This window comes from Kitasatospora cathayae (assembly GCF_027627435.1).
Taxonomy (GTDB): domain Bacteria; phylum Actinomycetota; class Actinomycetes; order Streptomycetales; family Streptomycetaceae; genus Kitasatospora; species Kitasatospora cathayae.
The window spans coordinates 1181641-1200096 of record NZ_CP115450.1 but is presented as its reverse complement, the minus strand read 5'-3'; the positions used below and the strand labels follow the sequence as shown (position 1 = coordinate 1200096).

The 18456-nt window shown below is 75.0% G+C and carries 15 protein-coding genes and 1 pseudogene; 9 read left to right on the top strand and 7 right to left on the bottom strand.

Translation table 11 applies throughout. The annotated features are described in order from the left end of the window. The first annotated feature begins 8 nt into the window (after positions 1-8). Positions 9-5921, top strand: coding sequence for an SAV_2336 N-terminal domain-related protein (locus tag O1G21_RS05650; RefSeq protein ID WP_270141324.1), 5913 nt, complete (start codon positions 9-11; stop codon positions 5919-5921). A gap of 45 nt (positions 5922-5966) precedes the next feature. Here O1G21_RS05650 and O1G21_RS05645 read toward each other — a convergent pair whose 3' ends face one another. From O1G21_RS05645 to O1G21_RS05635, 3 genes are all read right to left on the bottom strand, one after another. Next, positions 5967-6719: an FAD:protein FMN transferase gene (locus O1G21_RS05645; RefSeq protein WP_270150786.1), complete on the bottom strand. Its 753-nt coding sequence runs from the start codon at positions 6717-6719 to the stop codon at positions 5967-5969. 30 nt (positions 6720-6749) lie between these two features. Continuing rightward, positions 6750-7232 (bottom strand): FMN-binding protein, encoded by a 483-nt coding sequence (locus O1G21_RS05640; protein WP_270141322.1) that lies wholly within the window; start codon positions 7230-7232, stop codon positions 6750-6752. A 65-nt stretch (positions 7233-7297) separates the two neighbouring features. Continuing rightward, entirely contained in the window at positions 7298-8665 is a 1368-nt protein-coding gene (locus O1G21_RS05635; protein ID WP_270141320.1) for a ferredoxin reductase family protein, read from the bottom strand. A gap of 232 nt (positions 8666-8897) precedes the next feature. On the opposite strand from O1G21_RS05635, the gene O1G21_RS05630 reads away from it, so the two are divergent. From O1G21_RS05630 to O1G21_RS05620, 3 genes and pseudogenes are all read left to right on the top strand, one after another. Then, complete coding sequence (locus O1G21_RS05630) at positions 8898-9650, top strand: response regulator transcription factor (RefSeq protein WP_270141318.1); 753 nt, start codon at positions 8898-8900, stop codon at positions 9648-9650. Further along, positions 9647-11137, top strand: a complete 1491-nt coding sequence (locus O1G21_RS05625; protein ID WP_270141316.1) for a sensor histidine kinase — start codon at positions 9647-9649, stop codon at positions 11135-11137. Before O1G21_RS05630 ends, O1G21_RS05625 begins: the two co-directional genes overlap by 4 nt. Positions 11138-11189: 52 nt before the next feature. Continuing rightward, positions 11190-11721, top strand: a pseudogene (locus O1G21_RS05620) (isochorismatase family protein). A gap of 139 nt (positions 11722-11860) precedes the next feature. Here O1G21_RS05620 and O1G21_RS05615 read toward each other — a convergent pair. Further along, entirely contained in the window at positions 11861-12610 is a 750-nt protein-coding gene (locus O1G21_RS05615) for an alpha/beta hydrolase (protein WP_333493425.1), read from the bottom strand. A 203-nt stretch (positions 12611-12813) separates the two neighbouring features. Continuing rightward, positions 12814-13167, bottom strand: coding sequence for a DUF6401 family natural product biosynthesis protein (locus O1G21_RS05610; protein WP_270141314.1), 354 nt, complete (start codon positions 13165-13167; stop codon positions 12814-12816). Between the two features lie 142 nt (positions 13168-13309). Between O1G21_RS05610 and O1G21_RS05605 the strand changes: the two genes are divergently transcribed. The 3 genes from O1G21_RS05605 (at position 13310) to O1G21_RS05595 (ending at position 16104) form a co-directional block, all read left to right on the top strand. Further along, positions 13310-14236 (top strand): LLM class F420-dependent oxidoreductase, encoded by a 927-nt coding sequence (locus tag O1G21_RS05605; RefSeq protein WP_270141313.1) that lies wholly within the window; start codon positions 13310-13312, stop codon positions 14234-14236. Between the two features lie 246 nt (positions 14237-14482). Next, positions 14483-15046, top strand: coding sequence for an AAA family ATPase (locus O1G21_RS05600; RefSeq protein WP_270141311.1), 564 nt, complete (start codon positions 14483-14485; stop codon positions 15044-15046). Between the two features lie 98 nt (positions 15047-15144). Next, the gene (locus O1G21_RS05595; protein WP_270141310.1) at positions 15145-16104 is read left to right on the top strand and encodes a zinc metalloprotease; all 960 of its coding nucleotides are present in this window, start codon (positions 15145-15147) and stop codon (positions 16102-16104) included. Here the strand turns inward: O1G21_RS05595 and O1G21_RS05590 are convergent. Beyond that, positions 16092-16268, bottom strand: coding sequence for a hypothetical protein (locus tag O1G21_RS05590; RefSeq protein WP_270141309.1), 177 nt, complete (start codon positions 16266-16268; stop codon positions 16092-16094). The genes O1G21_RS05595 and O1G21_RS05590 overlap by 13 nt on opposite strands. A 102-nt stretch (positions 16269-16370) precedes the next feature. Here O1G21_RS05590 and O1G21_RS05585 point away from each other — a divergent pair, with 102 nt between their 5' ends. Then, positions 16371-16832 carry a universal stress protein gene (locus O1G21_RS05585; protein ID WP_270141307.1) on the top strand — a complete coding sequence of 154 codons (462 nt, stop codon included), beginning with the start codon at positions 16371-16373 and terminating at the stop codon, positions 16830-16832. Positions 16833-16887: 55 nt separating this feature from the next. Further along, a complete protein-coding gene (locus O1G21_RS05580) occupies positions 16888-17694 on the top strand; it encodes a DNA-formamidopyrimidine glycosylase family protein (RefSeq protein WP_270141305.1) in 807 nt (268 codons plus the stop codon). A 90-nt stretch (positions 17695-17784) separates the two neighbouring features. Here the strand turns inward: O1G21_RS05580 and O1G21_RS05575 are convergent, their stop codons facing one another. Then, positions 17785-18420 carry a nucleoside/nucleotide kinase family protein gene (locus O1G21_RS05575; RefSeq protein ID WP_270141303.1) on the bottom strand — a complete coding sequence of 212 codons (636 nt, stop codon included), beginning with the start codon at positions 18418-18420 and terminating at the stop codon, positions 17785-17787. Between the last annotated feature and the right edge of the window lie 36 nt (positions 18421-18456).

Here is an 18456-nt window from a genome sequence, read left to right as displayed (position 1 = left end):
GGCGGCCGGTGGGCGCGTTCGGTAGGGGCGGGGACTTCGGCGCGGACGGGGACTTCGGTACCGAGGGGGAGACGGCGGCGAGGTCCGTGCTGCGCCAGGCGCTGGCCGCGCTCGTCGCGCCCGCGGGCGAGCAGCCGCAGCCGCAGGACCTGGCGGACGTGCTGTGGATCTCCGAGCTGGCCGGCCTCGCACCCCTGCCCGACAGTTCGCCCGAGCGGCCCACCAACCCGCCGCCGGCTCCGCGGCCCCCGTCGACCCCGGAACACGACGCCGCCCCGCCACCTGACCGCACCTGGCAGAACCGACCGGGTGAGCCCGAACCGCCCGCCCCCATGCCCCCGCAGCCCGACCCCAAGGTCGAACTGCACCCCCGCTGCGCCCCCGCCGGCACCGAGCGGCCCGGGCCCGTCGCCCGCGGCGCCGAGGTCGTCCAGGTCACCCGGCCCACCGCCCTGCCCGGCGCCCTCGCCATCGCCCGCGCCCTGCGCCCGCTGCGCCGACCGCTGACCCAACACCCCGGCGGCTTCCGCCGGTTGCACCTCGACGAGGAGGCGACGGCGACGGCGACCGCCGAGACCGGCGTCCTGCTGCCGGTCTGGCACCGGGCCAGGCCCCGGTACGCGGTCGACCTGCTGATCGACACCGGCGCCACCATGGCCGTCTGGCACGACCTGGCCGGCGAACTCGCCACCCTGCTGGAACGCCACGGCGCCTTCGAGGAGGTGCGCACCTGGTCCCTCGACACCGACCGGGACACCCCGCACCTCACCCCCTTCCGGCGCCGCCGCACCGCCGTACCGCCGCCCGCCGCTCCCGACCGCAACTGGTCCGGCCCGCTCGCCGACCCGCACCGACGCCGCATCCTGCTCGTCCTCACCGACGGCGTCGGGCCCGCGTGGTACGGCGACGAGCTGGTGCCCTACCTCGCCCGCGCCGCCAGCACCGGCCCCGCCGCCGCCCTCCAGGTGCTGCCCCGCCGCCTCTGGCACCGCACCGCGCTGCGCACCGCCCCGGTCGAGGGCCGGGCCGCCACCCACGGACGGCCCGCGCCCGTCCTGCGCACCGGCACCGCCCTGCCCGGCATCCCGCGCGGCCAGGCCGGCGCAGCGGCCCGCGCGGCGGTGCGCTGGCTGCCCGTGCTGGAGATCGACGCCGACTGGCTCGCCCCCTGGGCCGACCTCACCGCGGGCCGTACGGCCGGCTGGACGCCCCTGCTCGCCGCGCCGCTCAGCGGCGTCCCGCGCCCGCAGCGACCCCGCGCCCGGGCCTCGGCCCCGCGCACCGCCGCCGACCGGGTCGCCGCCTTCCGGGCCGGAAGCTCCCCGGCCGCGTACCGGCTCGCCTGCCACCTCGCGGCCGCGCCGCTGAGCCTGCCGGTGATGCGGCTGGTCCAACGGGCGACGGTGCCGGAGTCGGGGCAACGGGAGCTGGCGGAGCTGTTCCTGTCCGGACTGATCGAGGTGCGGGCGAAGGCCGTCGACCCGGACGAGGTGGTGTACGACTTCGTCGACGGCGTACGGGAGGAGCTGCTGGGAGAACTGACCCGGACGGAATCGGTACGGGTGCTGGACCAGGTGCTCGCCAAGGTCTCGGGGCGCGTCGCGGCGACCTTCGGCGGCACGCTCGACTTCCGCGCCCTGGCGGCCTCGGCGGGGGAGGCACGGCACCAGCTGCCGGAGCGCAGCCGCCCCTTCGCGGAGGTCGCGGCGACGGTGCTGGCCGGGGCGGGCGGGCAACACGCCGCGCTAGCCCGGTACTTGGGCAGTGCGGTGGCAGACCGGGGGATCCGGACGGGGCTGCTCACCCCGGTGCCGCCCGTCGTCAGCCCACCGGACCCGCCGCGCATGATCGGCCGGGAGCGTGAACTCCGCCTGCTCGCGCAGGCGTGCCGAGCGGACGGCTCGCAGACCCGGTTGGTGGTGGTCGAGGCTTCCCCGGGCATGGGAAGGCGCCGGCTCGTCCAGGAGTACGTCCGGCGCCACGGCGGCCGCCACTCCTTCGTCCACTGGATCGAGGGTCGGAGCGCCGATGCGCTGGGGAACGGCTTCGAGCGGCTGCGGGTTGCCCTCGGGGCGAAGAGCTACACCCCACTGGACGAGGTCGTCGGAGACCACCCGGACTGGCTGATCGTCGTGGACGCTCTGCGGCCGGACTCCGGATATCTCCGCGAGATCCTCGAACTGATCGCCTCCGAGTCGGGCTGCCTGATCGTCACCACCGGTTCGCGCCAGGGCATGCGCTTCCTCGCCGATGCGCAGACCATCACCCTCGGCTTCCTCACCGAGGCCGAGCTGCGCCAGGAGATCCGTCACCGCCTCGGCGACGCCTACCAGCGCATCCAGCACGCCCAGGAGTTCCAGCACCTGCTCGACCGGATGCCACGGCGCCCGGACGAGCTGGCGACCTGGCAGCTCGACGAGAAGCTGGCCGCCCTCACGGTGCCCGCTGAGGTCGATGGGGCGAACATCCCGAAGAGCTTCCGCCTGCCGTGCCGGGCACTGGCCCTGGCGGCAGTGCCGGGTCCCGACGGGCGAAGCGATCTCGCCGTCTACGGTGTGGACGGACTGGTCCACTTCATCGACGCGATGGACGGGCTGAAGTTCCGGAGCTCGCTGTTGCTCGACGTGACCTCCGACGTCGTCGCCATGGCCGCCTTCGGCGACGACCGGTTCATCCTCTGCACCGCGGACGTCGACGGCGTGCTCCAGTTCTGGGACGCGGAGGACGGCTCTCTCCTCGACAGCCAGAGCGGGCTCCCGTTCGAGCCGGTGGCGATGGCCGCCCACACCCACTCGGACGGGAGACAGTACCTCTGGATCTCCGACCTCCAGGGCCGGATGAGCCTCTGGGACGTCCAGGAGGACGCCGTGGAGGTGGAACTGCCGGGCATCGCCGGCGGCTACCGTGCCTGGGCGCTGACCTCTGTGCCCCACCTGGACGGGCAGACGGCCCTGGTCGGTGTCGACCAGTCCGGAACGGTGCATCGATGGCGGCCCGACGACCCCGGCAGCGTCGACTTCACCAGCACCACCAGGCTCGACCCCGATCTGGCGAGAACCATCGTCGGCATCGCCAGCGACGAGGACCACTGCGTCATCGCTTCGATCGGGGACCACGACGGCCGGGTACACGTCTGGGAGCTGGAGAACGGTCTGCGCAGCAGCGTGCAACCGGAGAGTGAAACCCGCACTGTAGGAGGGCACTTCCGCCTGGTCGAGCGGATCGCCCGGGGACGGCAGAGCGAGATCTGGCGGGCCCGGGACGAACGGGACGGCGGGACGGTCGCGGTCAAGGCCTTCGAGCCGAACCGCCTGCCCGCCGTCCTGGAGGCGGGCCCGTTCCTGGAGCAGGTCGGGAAGTTCACCGCGCTCCGCCACCCGGGTCTCGTCGTCTGCCCTATCGCCCGGCTGGAAGCCGAACGCCTCTACCTGGTCCTCGAGTTCATCGACGGCCCCAACCTGAGGACCGTACTCGACGCGGGGCCGCTGCCCCCCGACGAGGCCGCGGCGATCGCCCTGGGCGTGGCCGAGGCGCTGGAGTACCTCCACAGCCAGGGGATCGCGCACGGCAGGGTCGAGCCCGCCAACATCCTCATCCGCCCGAACGGCAGCCCGGCCCTCTGCGACTTCGGGGTCTTCCCCGGCGACCCGCCCGGTGACCTCTACGCCCTGGGCACCGTGCTGCACGAGGCCGGCATGCCCGAGCCCCTGCACGGGCTCGTCCTCGAACTCCTGCACCCGGACCCGCACCGGCGGCCGTCCTCCGCCGCCGAGGTCGCCCGGCGGATCGCCGCCTCCGGAGTCCTGCCGCAGCCCGACCGCCGGCAGGAACTCCCGCTCAGGTTCACGCTGCTCGGAGAGGTGCGCGCCTGGCGCGGGGACGAACCGGTGGAGCTCGGCTCCCAGGAGCGCAAGGCGGTGCTCGCCGCGCTGCTGAAATACCGCGGCCGCCCCGTCCGGGCCGAGGTCCTGCTCGAGGCGGTCCGGGAGCAGCACACGGCGTTCGCCCGCGACGTCGACGAAGTATGGGTCCAGGTGCAGGAGTTGCAGGTCGCGCTCAACTCGACTTCGGCCCCTCGCGCGGTGCTCGAGGAGCTGTCGGACGGCCACACCTGGGTCCTGAACGTCGCCTCCGGGCAGATCGACGTCGTCCTCTTCGAACAGGCCCTGGAACGCGCCGAGGCGGCCCTGTCATCCGCTGATCCGGCCGCGGCCCGACGGCATGCCCAGGAGGCCCTCGCGCTTTGGCAGGGACCGCCGCTGGCGGACCTGCCCGGGCCGTCGGCGGAACTGGAAAGGCGCCGACTCAACGAACTGTACGAACGGGCACGGGAGTTAGTCCGGTCCGAACGGTCCCGCCTGCGCTACTCACTGCTCGGCCCGCTGCGGGTCTGGCGGGACGGAGAACTACTGTCCGTCGGTTCACCCCAGCAGCAGGCGGTCCTCGCGGCTCTGCTCCTGCACGCCCCGGAGCCTGTTCCCACGGCCAGCCTCATCAACGCGGTCTGGGGCGATCAGCCGCCGCCCCAGGCGGAGGCTGCGCTGCGCACCTACATCTCTCGGCTGCGGTCGATCCTGGGCGACCGCACCCAGCCGCGGGGCGCGGCCGAGATCATCCAGTCGGTGAGTGGCGGCTTCCGCCTGGCGGTCGACCGGGGCTCGATCGACGCGATCGTCTTCGAGGAGCGGCTCGCCGCGGCCGTATCGGCGGAGAAGGCCGGTGACCTGTTCGCGGCGCACACGCTGGTGCGCTCCGCACTCGATCTCTGGGAGGGCCCCGCGCTGGACGGTGTTCCGGGGCCGTATGCATCCCGCGAGCGCACCCGGCTGACCGAGCGGCGGCTGGCCGCCGTCGAGGACCTGTACGCCACCGGGCTGGCGCTCGGACGGCACGAGGAGTACGTATCCGAGCTCGAACCGCTGGTCGTCGAGCACCCGTTGCGCGAGCGGCTGTGCGCCCTGCTGATGCTCGCGTTCCACCGGTGCGGGCGGCAGGTCGAGGCACTGGAGGCCTATGGCCGGCTCCAGGATCGACTGTGGGAGGAGTTCGCCATCGAGCCGACCCCGGTGGTGACGAGGCTGTTTGCGATGATCCAGGCGGACGACCGCCAACTCCGCAGGCCCGGTTGGGCCGAGGCGCTCATCGTGCCGCCGGGCGGCACGGCCGCGCCCGCCGTGGTGGAAGCCGACCGCCTACCGCGCGGCAACGCGCCGCAGGGCGTGGCGATCGGGCTGGACGTCGCCCAACAGGCCCCGGTCTTCGTCGACTTCGACGCCAACCCGCTGTTCGCCGTGTACGGCGAAGAGGGGTCGGGGAAGACCGCGCTGCTTCGGCTGCTGGTCAAGCAGCTCACCGAGCGGTACACGGCGGACCGTGTGGGTTTTCTGGTGGTCGACTTCCACGGCACGCTGCGCGACGAGGTACCGCCCGCGCACCTTGTCCACTACGCGCCGAACACGTCCGGCCTGGACACTCTGGCCCGGATCCTGCGCGTCGCCGCCACCAGCCGCACGCCGGGCGCGCGGAAGACGGCGCCCAAGGACATCTTCCTCATCGTGGACGACTTCGAGCTCATCGCCGCCAACGAGGAGGAGCCGCTCGCCTCCCTCGTCGAAATCCTCCCGCAGGCCCGGGAGTTGGGCCTGCGCGTGATCATCGCCCGCCGCTCCGAGGGCGCCGGCCGGGCCCGTGCGGCCGACCCGTTCCTCCGCGCGGTGTGCGACCTGGGGCCCCACGGTGTGGTGCTCTCCGGCGACGGCCAGGAAGGCCCCCTGCTGGGCTCCGTCGCGCCCCAGCCCCTCCCCCCGGGCCGGGGAATTCACGTGACCCCCGACCGCCTGTCCGGAACCCTGATCCAGACCGGCTGGCTGCCCGCCCGAAACGGCCGGGACCCGGCCCCGGGCGCGGCCCGGGGAACGTAGGGCCTCAGGGCTGGGCCCGGTCGGTGCGGACGTCGGCCGCGACGGTCACCCGGGCGCGGGCTGCCAGTCGGCGGGCCCGGAGGGCGGGAGGTGCCGGGGCAGTCCGGAGGTCCAGCGCTTCGTTCCGTCCGGGAGCACGGCGAGCGCCTCCACCCCCGGTTGCCGGGCCGCCCAGGCCAGCGCGCGGTCGGGGCCCATCGCGAAGGCCGCGGTCGCCCAGGCGTCGGTGCGGGCGATGCCGGTGCCCGGCGCGCCGACCAGGGTGAGCGAGGCCAGGCCGTCGGCGGGGCGGCCGGTGTGCGGGTCGAGGATGTGGGCGCCGCGCTCGGCGGTGCCGGAGGTGGCCACGGCGAGGTCGCTGCCGCTGAGTACGGCGGCGAGCATGCCGGGCTGCCCGGGGTGGGCGATGCCGAGGCGCCACGGCCCGCCGGAGGTCTGCACGTCCCCGCCGCCGTTGACGCAGAACTGCCGGGCGCCGGCGGCGCGCAGCAGGCGGGCGGCCTCCTCGACCGCCCAGCCCTTGACCCAGCCGCTGGGGTCCAGCCGGCCGCCGGGGCGTTCGGTGAAGTAGCCGTCGGTCTCGGCGGCCACCTGGCGGCAGGCGGCGAGCACCGTGCGGACCTCGGGATCGCAGTCGTCCAGGGCCAGTTCGCCCCGCCCGAGTCGGCTGATGTCGCTGTCCGGCCGGTAGGTGGAGAACACCGCGTCGATCCGGTGGAGTCGTTCGGCGATCCGCCGCACCGCCTCGGGGGTGTCCGGTCCGGGGTCGCGGACGGCGATCGAGAAGACGGTGCCCATCACGGGCTCGGCGTGCCGCAGCACCGGGCCTCAGCCCTTCGCCCGGTCGAGCGCGCTCTGCAGCGAGCGGATGTAGCCGTCGCTGGTGTAGGTCGCGCCGCTGACCGCGTCGATCTGGGCGTTCTGCGCGGAGATCGCCTCCTGGTTGAGCACGGGCAGGGCGTCGGCGTTGATCTCGCGGTCCCGGCGGTCCTGGGTCGGGTACTTGACCACGTCGACGGTGGTGATCCGGCTGCCGGCGAGGGTGACCTGCACCTGCACCGGCCCGTACCGGGTGTTCACGGTGTCCCCGCTGACCTTCCGGGTGGCGCCGCCGCCGGAGGCGGGTGCGGGCGTGGGGGAGGCGGACGTGTCGGCGGCGCCGGTGGTCCCGGAGCCGGAGCCGGACGAGGAACCCGCCCCCGCCCCCGAGCTGATCACCGGAGCGGCCCCGGTCGTCTCGTGCGGTTTGAGCGAGAGCAACAGCACCACCCCGGCAGCGGTGGCGGCACTGGTGACGACGGCTCGGCGCATGGCAGGACAACTCCTCCGGTACGGGTACGTGAACGTGTGAGTGTGGGACGGGCTCAGAAACGGGCTCAGAAGACGAAGGACTCGCGGTGGATCCGCCCCGCCCGCACCCCGGCCGCCCGCAGCGCGCGTACGGCCTCCTCGGCGACGGCCTCCGGCCCGCACAGGTACACCTCGTGCTCCGCCAGGCCCGGCACCAGCCGGGCGAGCGCCGCGCCCAGGTCGCCGACCTGCTCCCGCGAGCCGAGCAGCTCGTGCACCACCGCGCCGCGCCGCCGGGCGACCTCGGCCAGCTCGGTCCGGAACAGCACGTCCTCCGCGCTCCGTGCCCGCTGCACCAGCGTGACCTCGCCCGGCAGCGTCTCGAACAGCGCCCGCAGCGGGGTGATCCCGACGCCCACCCCGAGCAGCAGCACCCGGCGCCGCCGCTGCTGCCGCCCGGTGAACGCCCCGTACGGCCCCTCGGCCCGCACCCGGGTGCCCGGGCGCAGCGCGGCGACGGCGGCACTGTGCCCGCCGAGGTCCTTGACGGTGAACCGGAGGAAGTCCGGGCGCGGCGGCGCGGACAGCGAATACGGGTTGGCGGCCCAGCGCAGCCCGGGTGCCTGGAACTGCAGCCGGAAGAACTGGCCCGGTTCGGCGCGCAGTTCGTCCAGCCGACGGCCGGACAGGAACAGCGACACCACGCCGGGGCCCTCCGGCCGCACCTCGGCCACCCGCAGGCCGTGCCGCCGGTCCAGCAGCCACGGCCGCAGCAGCCGGAACCAGCCGAGCAGCGCCGCCGTGCCGAAGTAGAGCGCGTACCAGGCGGCCTGGCCGGGGCCGCCGCCGAGGTCGGCGCCGGTGGCCAGCTGGTGGGCGAAGGCCAGTGCCACCGCGAGGTAGGTCGCCAGGTGCAGGTAGTACCAGGTCTCGTAGGAGAGCCGGCGGCGCGCCGCCCGGGCGGAGACCAGGCCGGTGCCGAGCATCAGCAGGGTGCCCAGGGTTGCCTTGATCATCTCGGGGTAGTGGAAGACGATCTCCACGCCCTCCCCGAGCAGCCCGCGCCCGTCGGTGAGCGCGTAGCCCCAGACGACGGTCAGCAGGTGCACCGAGACCAGGCCCACCAGCCAGCGGCCGCCGTACGCGTGCCAGCGGGCCAGCCGGTCGGCGCCGACCCCGCGCTCCACCGGCGGCAGCCGGGCCATCAGCAGGATCAGCACCGGCGCGGCGTACCCGGCGAGCAGCCCGGTGATCCGCCCGGCGCCGGTCAGCCAGCCGGCCGCGCCGACCACCGAGGCCGTGTTCAGCCACCACAGCCCGAGCACGCCGAGCGCCCCCACGGCGATCAGGCCGAGCGCCGCGTTCGGCGGCAGCGCGAGCGGCGGGCGGTCCGCCGCCCGGTGACGCGGTCCGGCGGACGCCTGCCGGGACTTCGGCACGGTGGCAGTGGTCATCGGGGAACCTCCTCAACTCCCGGCGGCGGCGTCGCCCCGCCGAGGCGGTCCACGATCGCACCGCAAGCTCTGAGTCACCTCTGAGAAGGACCGGCCCCGGCGCCCGCCATGAGCGCCATCGCCGCAGTTCGGAGCCAGTACGGGGGGCACGAACCAGCTCCGCTGATCTCACGGGTTTCTCATCGCGGCAGGCCAGAATGAAGGCCGCCCACCGCCGAACCGAGGGAGCAGCATGGACGACACCGCGGGCCGCCCGGACGACCGCCCCGGTGACCGCCCGGACGACCGCTCCGACTGGCGCGTGCTGGTCGTCGACGACGAACCGGACCTGGTCGAGGTCGTCTGCGGTGCGGTGCGCTACGAGGGCTGGCAGGCGCGCGGCGTGACCAACGGCCTGGAGACCGTCCGGGAGGCGGCGCGCTGGCGGCCCCACGCCGTGGTGCTCGACATCATGCTGCCCGACCTCGACGGCCTGGAGGTGCTGCGCCGGATCCACGCCGAGCAGCCCGAGGTCCGGGTGCTGTTCCTCACCGCCCGGGACGCCGTCGAGGAGCGGATCGCGGGTATCGCCGCGGGCGGGGACGACTACGTGACCAAGCCGTTCAGCCTGGCCGAGGTGGTCGTCCGGCTGCGCGGACTGCTGCGCCGGGCCGCCCCGCCGGCCGCACCGAACGGGCCGCCCGCGCACGCCCTGGTGCTCGGTGACCTCGTCCTCGACGACCGGGCCCGCGAGGTGACCCGCGACGGCGAGACCATCGAGCTCAGCCCGACCGAGTACGCGCTGCTCGCCCACCTGATGCGCCACCCCCGGCAGGTGCTCAGCAAGGCGCAGATCCTGGACGCCGTCTGGTCGTACGACTTCGGCGGGCAGGCCCACATCGTGGAGCTGTACATCAGCTACCTGCGCAAGAAGCTGGACGCCGGCCGCAGCCCGATGATCCACACCGTGCGCGGCGCGGGCTACCTGATCAAGGCGGCGCCGTGAGCCGTACCGCGAGCCGCGCCGCGAGCAGCACGGTGAAGCTCCTGAAGGGGCTGTTCCCCCGCACCCTGCGGGCCCGCCTGATCGCCGGCCTGCTGGTGCTGCTGGTGGTCACCTGCGCCGCCGTCGGCTTCGCCACCGCCGCCGCCCTGCGCCACTTCCTGGTCGACCGGCTCGACCAGCAGCTCGTCGAGGCCGGTGGCCGCTACGCCGCGAGCCTGGAGTACGCGGGTACGGGTGCCGCCCCCGACACCCGGGGGCAGTCCTCCGGAACCCTGGGCGTACGGCTCCTGGACGGCCGGGTCACCGCCGCCGGAGTCGTCGACGGGGACGCCGACGACTCGGACCCCGACGACGCGGACGACCGGGTCACCTTCTCGCCCGCCCAGCAGCGCACGCTCGCCGCCCTGCCGCCCGGCGGCCCGGCCCGCACCCTCGACCTCGGCGGCACGCTGCACCGCTACCGGGTGCGCGCGGTGGCCGGCCGGGACGGCGACGTGCTGGTCTGTGGACTCCCGCTGCGCCCCGCCGAGGACACCGTCGAGCGGCTGGAGACCCTGGAGCTGACCGTCTTCGCGATCGCCGCCACCGCGGCCGGCGCCGCCGGGGCGGTCTGGGTCGGCTTCTCGCTGCGCCCGCTGCGGCGGGTGGTGGGCATGGCCGAGCGGGTGAGCGCGCTGCCGCTCGCCAGCGGCGAGGTGATGCTCGCCGAACGGGTGCCCGACGACGATCCGCGCACCGAGGTCGGCCGGGTCGGCGCCGCGCTCAACCGGATGCTCGGCCACGTCGGTGACGCGCTGGCCCGCCGGCACGCGGTCGAGGAGCGGCTGCGCGGCTTCGCCGCCGACGCCAGCCACGAGCTGCGCACCCCGGTGGCGGCCGTCCGCGGCCACGCCGAGCTGGCACTGCGCCACCCCGGGGAGGTGCCCGGCGAGGTGCGGCACTCGCTGGAGCGGATCGACGCCGAGGCGCTGCGGATGGGCGCGATCGTCGAGGACCTGCTGCTGCTCGCCCGCCTGGACGCTGGCCGCCCGCTGGCCGAGGACGAGGTGGACCTCACCCGGATCGTGCTGGGCGCGGTGGCCGACGCCCGGGCGGCCGGCCCCGACCACCGCTGGCGGCTGGTGCTGCCGGAGGAACCGGTGCTGGTGCGCGGGGACGAGCACCGGCTGAGCCAGGTGGTGGCCAACCTGCTGGCCAACGCCCGCACCCACACCCCGGCCGGTACGGCGGTCGAGCTTCGGCTCGAACTCACCTCCGGCGCCGTCGAGTTGAGCGTCACCGACGAGGGGCCAGGGATTCCGGCGGAGCTGTTGGCGCGGGTCTTCGAACGCTTCGTCCGGGGTGACCGCGCCCGCTCCCGGGCCACCGGCTCGACCGGGCTGGGGCTGGCCATCGTCCGGGCCGTGGTCCAGGCGCACGGCGGCACGGTCGAGGCGGCCAGCCGGCCCGGCCGTACGGTGTTCACCGTCCGGCTGTCGGGGGCGTGACGTCGTACCGCGTTCACAGCCGTACGTCGTTCACCGTCCGGCCGGCGGGGGCGTGACGGTGCGGAGCCTGATCGACCACCAGAACACCTACACCCGCGGCGTGATGAAGCTGACCGGCTGGCGCGCGGCCCTCGACTCGGCGGCCGACCTGCTCGCCCGGGCCCGGGCGGCCGGTGCCACCGTCGTCCACGTCATCAACGACGGCGGCCCGGGCACCCCGTACGACGTCCGCGCCGAGATCGGGCAGATCCACCCGAGCGTGGCCCCGGCCGAGGGCGAGCGGATGGTGGTCAAGCAGGCCCGGACGCCTTCGTCGGCACCGACCTCGGTGAGCTGCTGGACGCGGCCGGCCACCAGGACGTGGTGATCGCCGGCTTCATGACCCACGTGTGCGTCGCCTTCACCACCGCCGGCGCCTTCCTGCGCGGCAACCGCCCCACCCCGTCGTCGCCGACGCCTGCGCGACCCGCCCCCTGCGGTCCGGCACCGCGGAGCTCACCGCCGCCCAGATCCATCGGGGCGCCCTAGCCACGATCGGCGACCTCCACGGCGTGGTCGTGGAGTCGGCCACCGACCTCGGCTGACCCCGGCCGACCAGCGGGACCGGCAAGCAGCCCCGGGTGGACACGCCTCCGACCCACGCCGCCGTACGCACCCCCCCGGCAGGGGTCCTGAACACCGCTGAACCGGCCTCACCGGAGCGGCCCGGCGTCATCCGGGGACTCAGGCGGTGGACGGGGTGCGGGGTTGGCGGGGGAGGGGGAGGGTGAGGGCCTCGGGGGAGGTGGGTGGAAGGGCGAGGGCGGAGGCGGTTTCGGCGGGGAAGGGCTGGAGGCCGAGGAGGGCGGTGGTGAGGCGGGTGGTGGCGCGGTGCCAGTCGGGGATGCGCTGGAGCATGGCGTGGCCGCTGCCGGTGACGGTGTAGCCGCAGACGCGGGCGCCGGCGGCGCGGCTGCGGGCGGCGAAGGCGCGGGTGTCAGCGGGCGGGGTGACGGTGTCGCGGTCGCCGTGCAGGAGCAGGAGGTCACGGCCGGCGAGGTGGTCGCAGGGGTCCTCGGCGGGGCACCAGGGGGCGAGGGCGACCAGCCCGGTGACGGCCGGGTGTCCGCCGGCCCGCAGGGCGGCGCGGCCACCCATGGAGTGGCCGACCAGGACGGTCGGCACCGGTCCGAGGGTCTCGGTGAGTTCGTCGAGTGCGGCGAGGGCGTCCCGGGCGGCGTCGGCGCGGGCGCCGTTCCAGCCCCGGTGGCGGTAGCGGACGGTGCCGATGGCGATGTCGGAGCCCGCCGTCGCGCTGGTCAGCGCGCGCAGGAAGCCGTGCATGCGCAGCAGCGGGAGGTTGAGGGGGCGGGGCCGGGCGAGGTTGTGTTCCTGGCCGCCGTGGAGGACGAGGACGGCGGCCCGGGCCGCGGAGGGGCGTACCCGCCAGCGCAGCGCGTCGTGCGCGGCCGCGTCCGTACTGCTTCCGATCACCTCTGCACCGTCCAGCTCCGTTCACCTTCGCCACCCAGGACCAGCGCCCCCGCCGCCCCCCTCGGCCCGGACCGCCACTGTACGCGGGCGGACGGCCGGAGCGGTCCGGCCGACCCCCCGGACCGGCCCGGACCGGCCCGGGCCACCCGCCGGCCCAGGCATCGAGCCCGGCGAGGACCGCTCAGAAGCCGTCTCCGGGAGGCTCAGATCTCCAGCAGGCCCTGTTCGCGCACCAGCCAGCAGATCGCGGTCAGCCGGGTGACGGCGTAGTCATAGCCGACCGGTTCCCGCCAGCCGATCTCGGTGAGAGCGTCCAGGAAGCCCAGCGCGTAGTCCGACAGTTCCTCACGGTCCAGGGGCCGGGGCGCGAGCTCCGGCCCCTGCGCGTACAGCAGTTCGCGCAGCATCGCCGTGTGCTGGTCGACCGCCGCGACGAAACCGGGCTCGAAGGCGAACTCGGCCAGCCGGGGCGTGAAGGCGGCCACGATGCCGGGCAGCGGGCAGCCGGCCGGCTCGTCGGGGGAGCGCCGGAAGGACTCGTCGGGGGTCGCGAACATCCGTCCACGGTAGGCGAACCGCCGAGTCGGCAGGCCGGGCCGTGACGGTTCCGTGCTGAGACCTTGGCCACCTCGGGGACGCTCCGTGGCATGGCCGGTTCCCTGCGTTCACGACCGGGCGCTCCGTACCAGAATGGGCCGCATGGATCTTCGCATCTTCACCGAGCCCCAGCAGGGCGCGAGCTACGACACCCTCCTGCGGGTGGCCCGCACCGCCGAGGAACTCGGGGTCTTCAGCGCCTTCTTCCGTTCCGACCACTACCTGAAGATGGGTGACGTCGACGGCCTGCCCGGCCCCACCGACGCCTGGATCACCCTGGCCGGCCTCGCCCGCGACACCAGCACCATCCGCCTCGGCACCCTGATGACCGCCGGCACCTTCCGGCTGCCGGGCGTCACCGCGATCCAGGTCGCCCAGGTCGACGCGATGAGCGGCGGCCGGGTCGAGTTCGGCCTCGGCGCCGGCTGGTACGAGGCCGAGCACACCGCGTACGGCATCCCCTTCCCGAAGGAGAAGTTCGGGCGGCTGGAGGAGCAGCTGGAGATCATCACCGGGCTGTGGCGGACCAAGCTCGGCGACACCTTCGACTTCGCGGGGAAGTACTACACGCTCACCGACTCGCCCGCGCTGCCCAAGCCCGTCCAGGAGCGCATCCCGGTACTGGTCGGCGGCCTCGGCCCGAAGCGCACCCCGGCGCTGGCCGCCCGCTTCGCCGACGAGTTCAACCTGCCGTTCGCCTCGCTGGACGACACCGCCGCCCAGTTCGGCCGGGTCCGGGCCGCCGTCGAGCAGGCCGGCCGCCCGGCCGACGAGCTGGTGTACTCCAACGCCCTGGTGCTCTGCGTCGGCCGGGACGACGCCGAGGTGGCCCGCCGGGCGGCCGCGATCGGCCGCGAGGTGGCCGAGCTGAAGGCGAACGGCCTGGCCGGCACCCCGGACGAGGTGGTGGAGAAGATCGGCCGGTACGCGGCGGTCGGCAGCCAGCGGGTCTACCTGCAGGTGCTGGACCTGGGTGACCTCGACCACCTGGAGCTGGTCGCCTCCCGGGTCGCCCCGCAGCTGGGCTAGCGGCCTTCCACCGGGGTCCTCCGCGCCCGCCCTGACCACGGGTCTTTACTCGTTCTTGGGAATGCGCCATGCTCCTGGGAGCGGAACGGCGGGGGAGGACCGGTGACGGACGTACGAACATCGCGGGCGGCGGTGCCACGGGTACCGCCGCCCCGCGCTGCCGAGAACCGCGCTGCCGAGAACCGCGTTGGCGAGAACCGCGCTGCCGAGAACCGAGCCGCCAACCACCGGGTGGTCCGTACCGGCGTGCACGAGCTGCGCGGCGCCGGCCCGGTCGCGCTGCGCTACCCCGCCGGTGACCTGCTCGTCGTCACCGGACTGCCCGGCAGCGGCAAGAGCACCCTGATGCGCCGCTGCGTCCGCGCCCCGCTGATCGACTCCCAGCTGGTCCGGGAGGAGTACGCGGCCCGGCTGCCCGGCCGCCTCCCGTACGCGCTCTACCGCCCGCTCGCCCGGCTCGCCCACTACCGGCGGCTGCGCCGGGCCGTCCTGGACGGCGGACCGCTCGCGGTGCACGACTGCGGCACCCTGCCCTTCGTCCGGGCCTGGCTGGTGCGCGCCGCCGCACGGCAGGGCCGCCGGGTGCACCTGCTGCTGATCGACGCCGACCCGGCCGAGGCCAGGGCGGGCCAGCGGCGGCGCGGACGCGTCGTGTCGCGCTACGCCTTCGCCCGGCACCGGGGCGCGGCCGCCCGGCTGCGCCGGCTGCTGTTCGGGGCGGGGCGGCCGCCGGCCGGCTGTGCGTCGGCCGTGGTACTCGACCGGGGTGCCGCGCGCGCCCTGCGGGAGATCGACTTCTCGGCGTCGTAGTCTCGGGCGGGTCCGCGCCGGGCGCCGGTCGCCGGTGGGCGGCGGGCGGGCCCGATGAGCGGTCGGCTCCCCGTCAACTCCCCCCGTCAGGAGCGCTGATGCGCCGTACTGCCCGGGTGCGCTCGCGCGCCCCCCGCCTGTTCCCCTGCGCCGCCGCGCTGGTCGCCGCGGCCGGTCTGAGCCAGTTCGCGGCGCCGGTCCCGCACCGCGCGGTGGCGACGGCCGTCTGCGACGGCACCGACGCGGCCGCCCGCAAGCCGGTCGGCAGCCGGGCGGGCCGGGACCCGAACGCCGTCAGCGCCGGTGAGGCCCGGGCGATGCAGGCGGACCTGGCGGACCGGCTCGCCCGGCTCGGCTCCGCCCGCGTCCCGCTGGCCGCCGCCCCGACCACCGTCCCGGTGTACGTCCACGTGATCCACTCCGGGGCCGCCGGCCGGCTGGACGAGGCCGTCGTCGCCGCCCAGATCGACCACCTCAACGCCACCTACGGCGGCCAGGGCGAGGGCAACACGCCCACCGGGTTCCACTTCGAGCTGGCCGGCACCGACTGGACCGACAACGCCGGCTGGTACACCGGCATGACCCCGGGCTCCGCCGCCGAACAGGCGATGAAGACCGCCCTGCGCAAGGGGGACCAGCGCACCCTCAACCTCTACACCGCCCACCTCGGCCAGGCCCTGCTCGGCTGGTCGACCTTCCCCAACGCCTACCGCTCCCACCCGACCGACGACGGCGTGGTGATCCTGGACGACGCGCTGCCCGGCGGCCCGGCCACCCACTACAACGGGGGCAACACCGCCACCCACGAGATCGGCCACTGGTTCGGCCTGTTCCACACCTTCCAGGGCGGCTGCCTGCCCCCGGGCGACTACGTGGACGACACCCCGCCCGAGCGCACCCCCGCCTACGGCTGCCCCGAGGGCCGCCACAGCTGCCCGGGCGGCAAGCTCGACCCGATCCACAACTTCATGGACTACGGCTACGACTCCTGCATGACCCAGTTCACCCCGGGCCAGGTCCAGATGATGTCCAACTCATGGTCTGCCTACCGTAGTTGATTCAGGCAGAAGACGTCCGGGTGGAGCAGCGTCCGGCCGTCGGCGGCACGGAACCCGTACGTCCGGTGCTCCCCGGCCGAGGCCTTCCGCCGGGCGGCCGGGCGCTCCTCAGGGGGCAGCAGCACCGGGACCAGGGCGCCCGGGGAGTCCCCGTGCCAGCCCATGTGGAACGCCGCGTACGGCGCGGCAACGACGGGCCGTTTCGTCCTGTTCGATCTATGTTTGGCGGGTCGGAGCCGAGCAGGAGCAACCGAAGGAGACACGGCATGACCACCAGCCCCCGGATCGTCGTCGGTGTGGACGGCTCGCCCGCCTCGGAACAGGCGCTGCGCTGGGCGGTCGACTACGCCAAGGCCGTCGGCGGGACCATCGACGCGATCGCCGCCTGGGAGTACCCGGCGTTCTACGGCTGGGGCGGGACGGCCGTGCCGGCCGACGTCTACAACCCGGAGGAACTCGCCGGCAAGACGCTCTCCGAGAGCGTCGCCCGGGTGGTCGGCGACGATTCCGGCGTGCGGATCCGCGAGAGCGTGGTCCCCGGCAACGCGGCCGGCGCCCTGCTGCAGGTCGCCAAGGGCGCCGCGCTGCTGGTCGTCGGCAGCCGAGGCCTCGGCGGCTTCGCCGGCGTGCTGCTCGGCTCCGTCAGCCGCCACCTCACCGAGCACGCGCCCTGCCCGGTGGTCGTGGTGCGCGAGGGCCAGGGCGAGGGCGGGGCGCACGCCCGGTAGCGCGCCACCCGGGGCCGGTGCCCCACCGGGCCGCCACGCGGACCAGAATGGAGTCATGCCAGAAGGTGACTCCATCTACCGCGTGGCGGCCCGGCTGCACGACGCCCTCGCCGGGCAGCTGCTGACCAGCGCCGAACTGCGGGTGCCCGCGCACGCGACCGCCGCGCTCGCCGGCCGCCGGGTGCTGGAGGTCCGCCCGCGCGGCAAGCACCTGCTCACCCGCCTCGAAGGCGGCCTCACCCTGCACACCCACCTGCGGATGGACGGCCACTGGGAGGTCTACCGGCCCGGCGAGCGCTGGAGCGGCGGCCCCGCCTGGCAGATCCGTGCCCTCCTCGGCACCGAGCAGGGCACCGCCGTCGGCTACCGGCTGCCGGTCGTCGAACTGCTGCGCACCACCGACGAGCGGCGCGCCGTCGGCCACCTCGGCCCGGACCTGCTCGGCCCCGACTGGGACCCGGTCGAGGCCGTCCGCCGACTCCTCGCCCGCCCGGCCCGGCCGGTCGTCGAGGCCCTGCTCGACCAGCGCAACCTGGCCGGCATCGGCAACGTCTACGCCAACGAACTGTGCTTCGTCGCCGGTGTGACCCCGTGGACCGAGGTCGGCGAAGTCCCGCACCCCGACCGGCTGGTGGAGCGTGCCCGGCAGATGCTGGAGGCCAACAAGCTGCGCCCCGGCCACATCACCACCGGTGACACCCGGCCCGGCTACCAGCACTGGGTCTACGGCCGGGCCGGGCGGCCCTGCCCGCGCTGCGTCACGCCCGTCCGGACCGGGCGCCAGGGCGACGCCCCGCAGGACCGGGCGGTGTTCTGGTGCCCCTACTGCCAGCGCGGGCCGGCCCCGACCGGCAGGGCCTGAGCGGCGGATCCTTGCCGGGCCCCCCGAGATCCGCCGGTCGTGCCCTACGAGATCCGCAGGTCGGGCCCGACGAGATCCGCCGGTCGGGTCCTACGACCGCTCGACCAGGGCGGGGTGCCGCGGGTCGTCCACCCGGACGATGACGTCGGCGGCCTCGGCCGGCTCGGTCTCCGCCTCGTAGCGGGCGAAGGCGGGCAGCGTCCACTGCTGATCGGCCGGAGTGCGGCGGGCCAGCGCGGCCGGAGTGAGCGCCAGATGGACGGTCAGCTCCAGCGGCAGCCAGCGGCCGAGCAGCAGCGCGCCGTCCAGCAACAGCACGCCCCCGGGCGGGAGTCGGACGTACGGGGCGCGGGTCGAGCGGTCCGTCGCCGGGTCGCGCAGCGAGGGCAGCACCCGGCCGCTGCCGCCCGGCTCCAGCGGGTCCAGCACCTCGCGCAGCAGGGCGCCGTCGTCCAGCCAGAGGTCGTGGAACGCGTCCGCGTCCTGATGCCCGTACTCCAGCCGGATCGAGGCCGGGCGCAGGAAGTCCGCCGCCGAGACCCGCAGCGTGGGGCGGCCGCGCAGTCGCAGCGGCTCCACCAGGGCGTCGGCGAGCAGCTCGGGCCGGGCGGGCCCGGCGCCGTCCACGGCGATCCGCAGCCACCGTTCGCCGGCGCCGGGCAGCGCGGCGATCCGGTCGGCGAGCAGCTCGGCCAGCTTTTCGGGGGAGATCGGGCGTACCTGCACCAGGCCATCCTGCCGCTTCGTCCGGACGTTCGGGCC

Coding starts and splice junctions, on each gene's coding strand:
- O1G21_RS05645 (WP_270150786.1), bottom strand. CDS start 6,719: ATGGGCACCGTCTTCTCGATCGCCGTCCGCGACCCCGGACCGGACACC.
- O1G21_RS05640 (WP_270141322.1), bottom strand. CDS start 7,232: ATGCGCCGAGCCGTCGTCACCAGTGCCGCCACCGCTGCCGGGGTGGTG.
- O1G21_RS05635 (WP_270141320.1), bottom strand. CDS start 8,665: ATGACCACTGCCACCGTGCCGAAGTCCCGGCAGGCGTCCGCCGGACCG.
- O1G21_RS05630 (WP_270141318.1), top strand. CDS start 8,898: ATGGACGACACCGCGGGCCGCCCGGACGACCGCCCCGGTGACCGCCCG.
- O1G21_RS05610 (WP_270141314.1), bottom strand. CDS start 13,167: ATGTTCGCGACCCCCGACGAGTCCTTCCGGCGCTCCCCCGACGAGCCG.
- O1G21_RS05605 (WP_270141313.1), top strand. CDS start 13,310: ATGGATCTTCGCATCTTCACCGAGCCCCAGCAGGGCGCGAGCTACGAC.
- O1G21_RS05595 (WP_270141310.1), top strand. CDS start 15,145: ATGCGCCGTACTGCCCGGGTGCGCTCGCGCGCCCCCCGCCTGTTCCCC.
- O1G21_RS05590 (WP_270141309.1), bottom strand. CDS start 16,268: ATGGGCTGGCACGGGGACTCCCCGGGCGCCCTGGTCCCGGTGCTGCTG.
- O1G21_RS05585 (WP_270141307.1), top strand. CDS start 16,371: ATGACCACCAGCCCCCGGATCGTCGTCGGTGTGGACGGCTCGCCCGCC.
- O1G21_RS05580 (WP_270141305.1), top strand. CDS start 16,888: ATGCCAGAAGGTGACTCCATCTACCGCGTGGCGGCCCGGCTGCACGAC.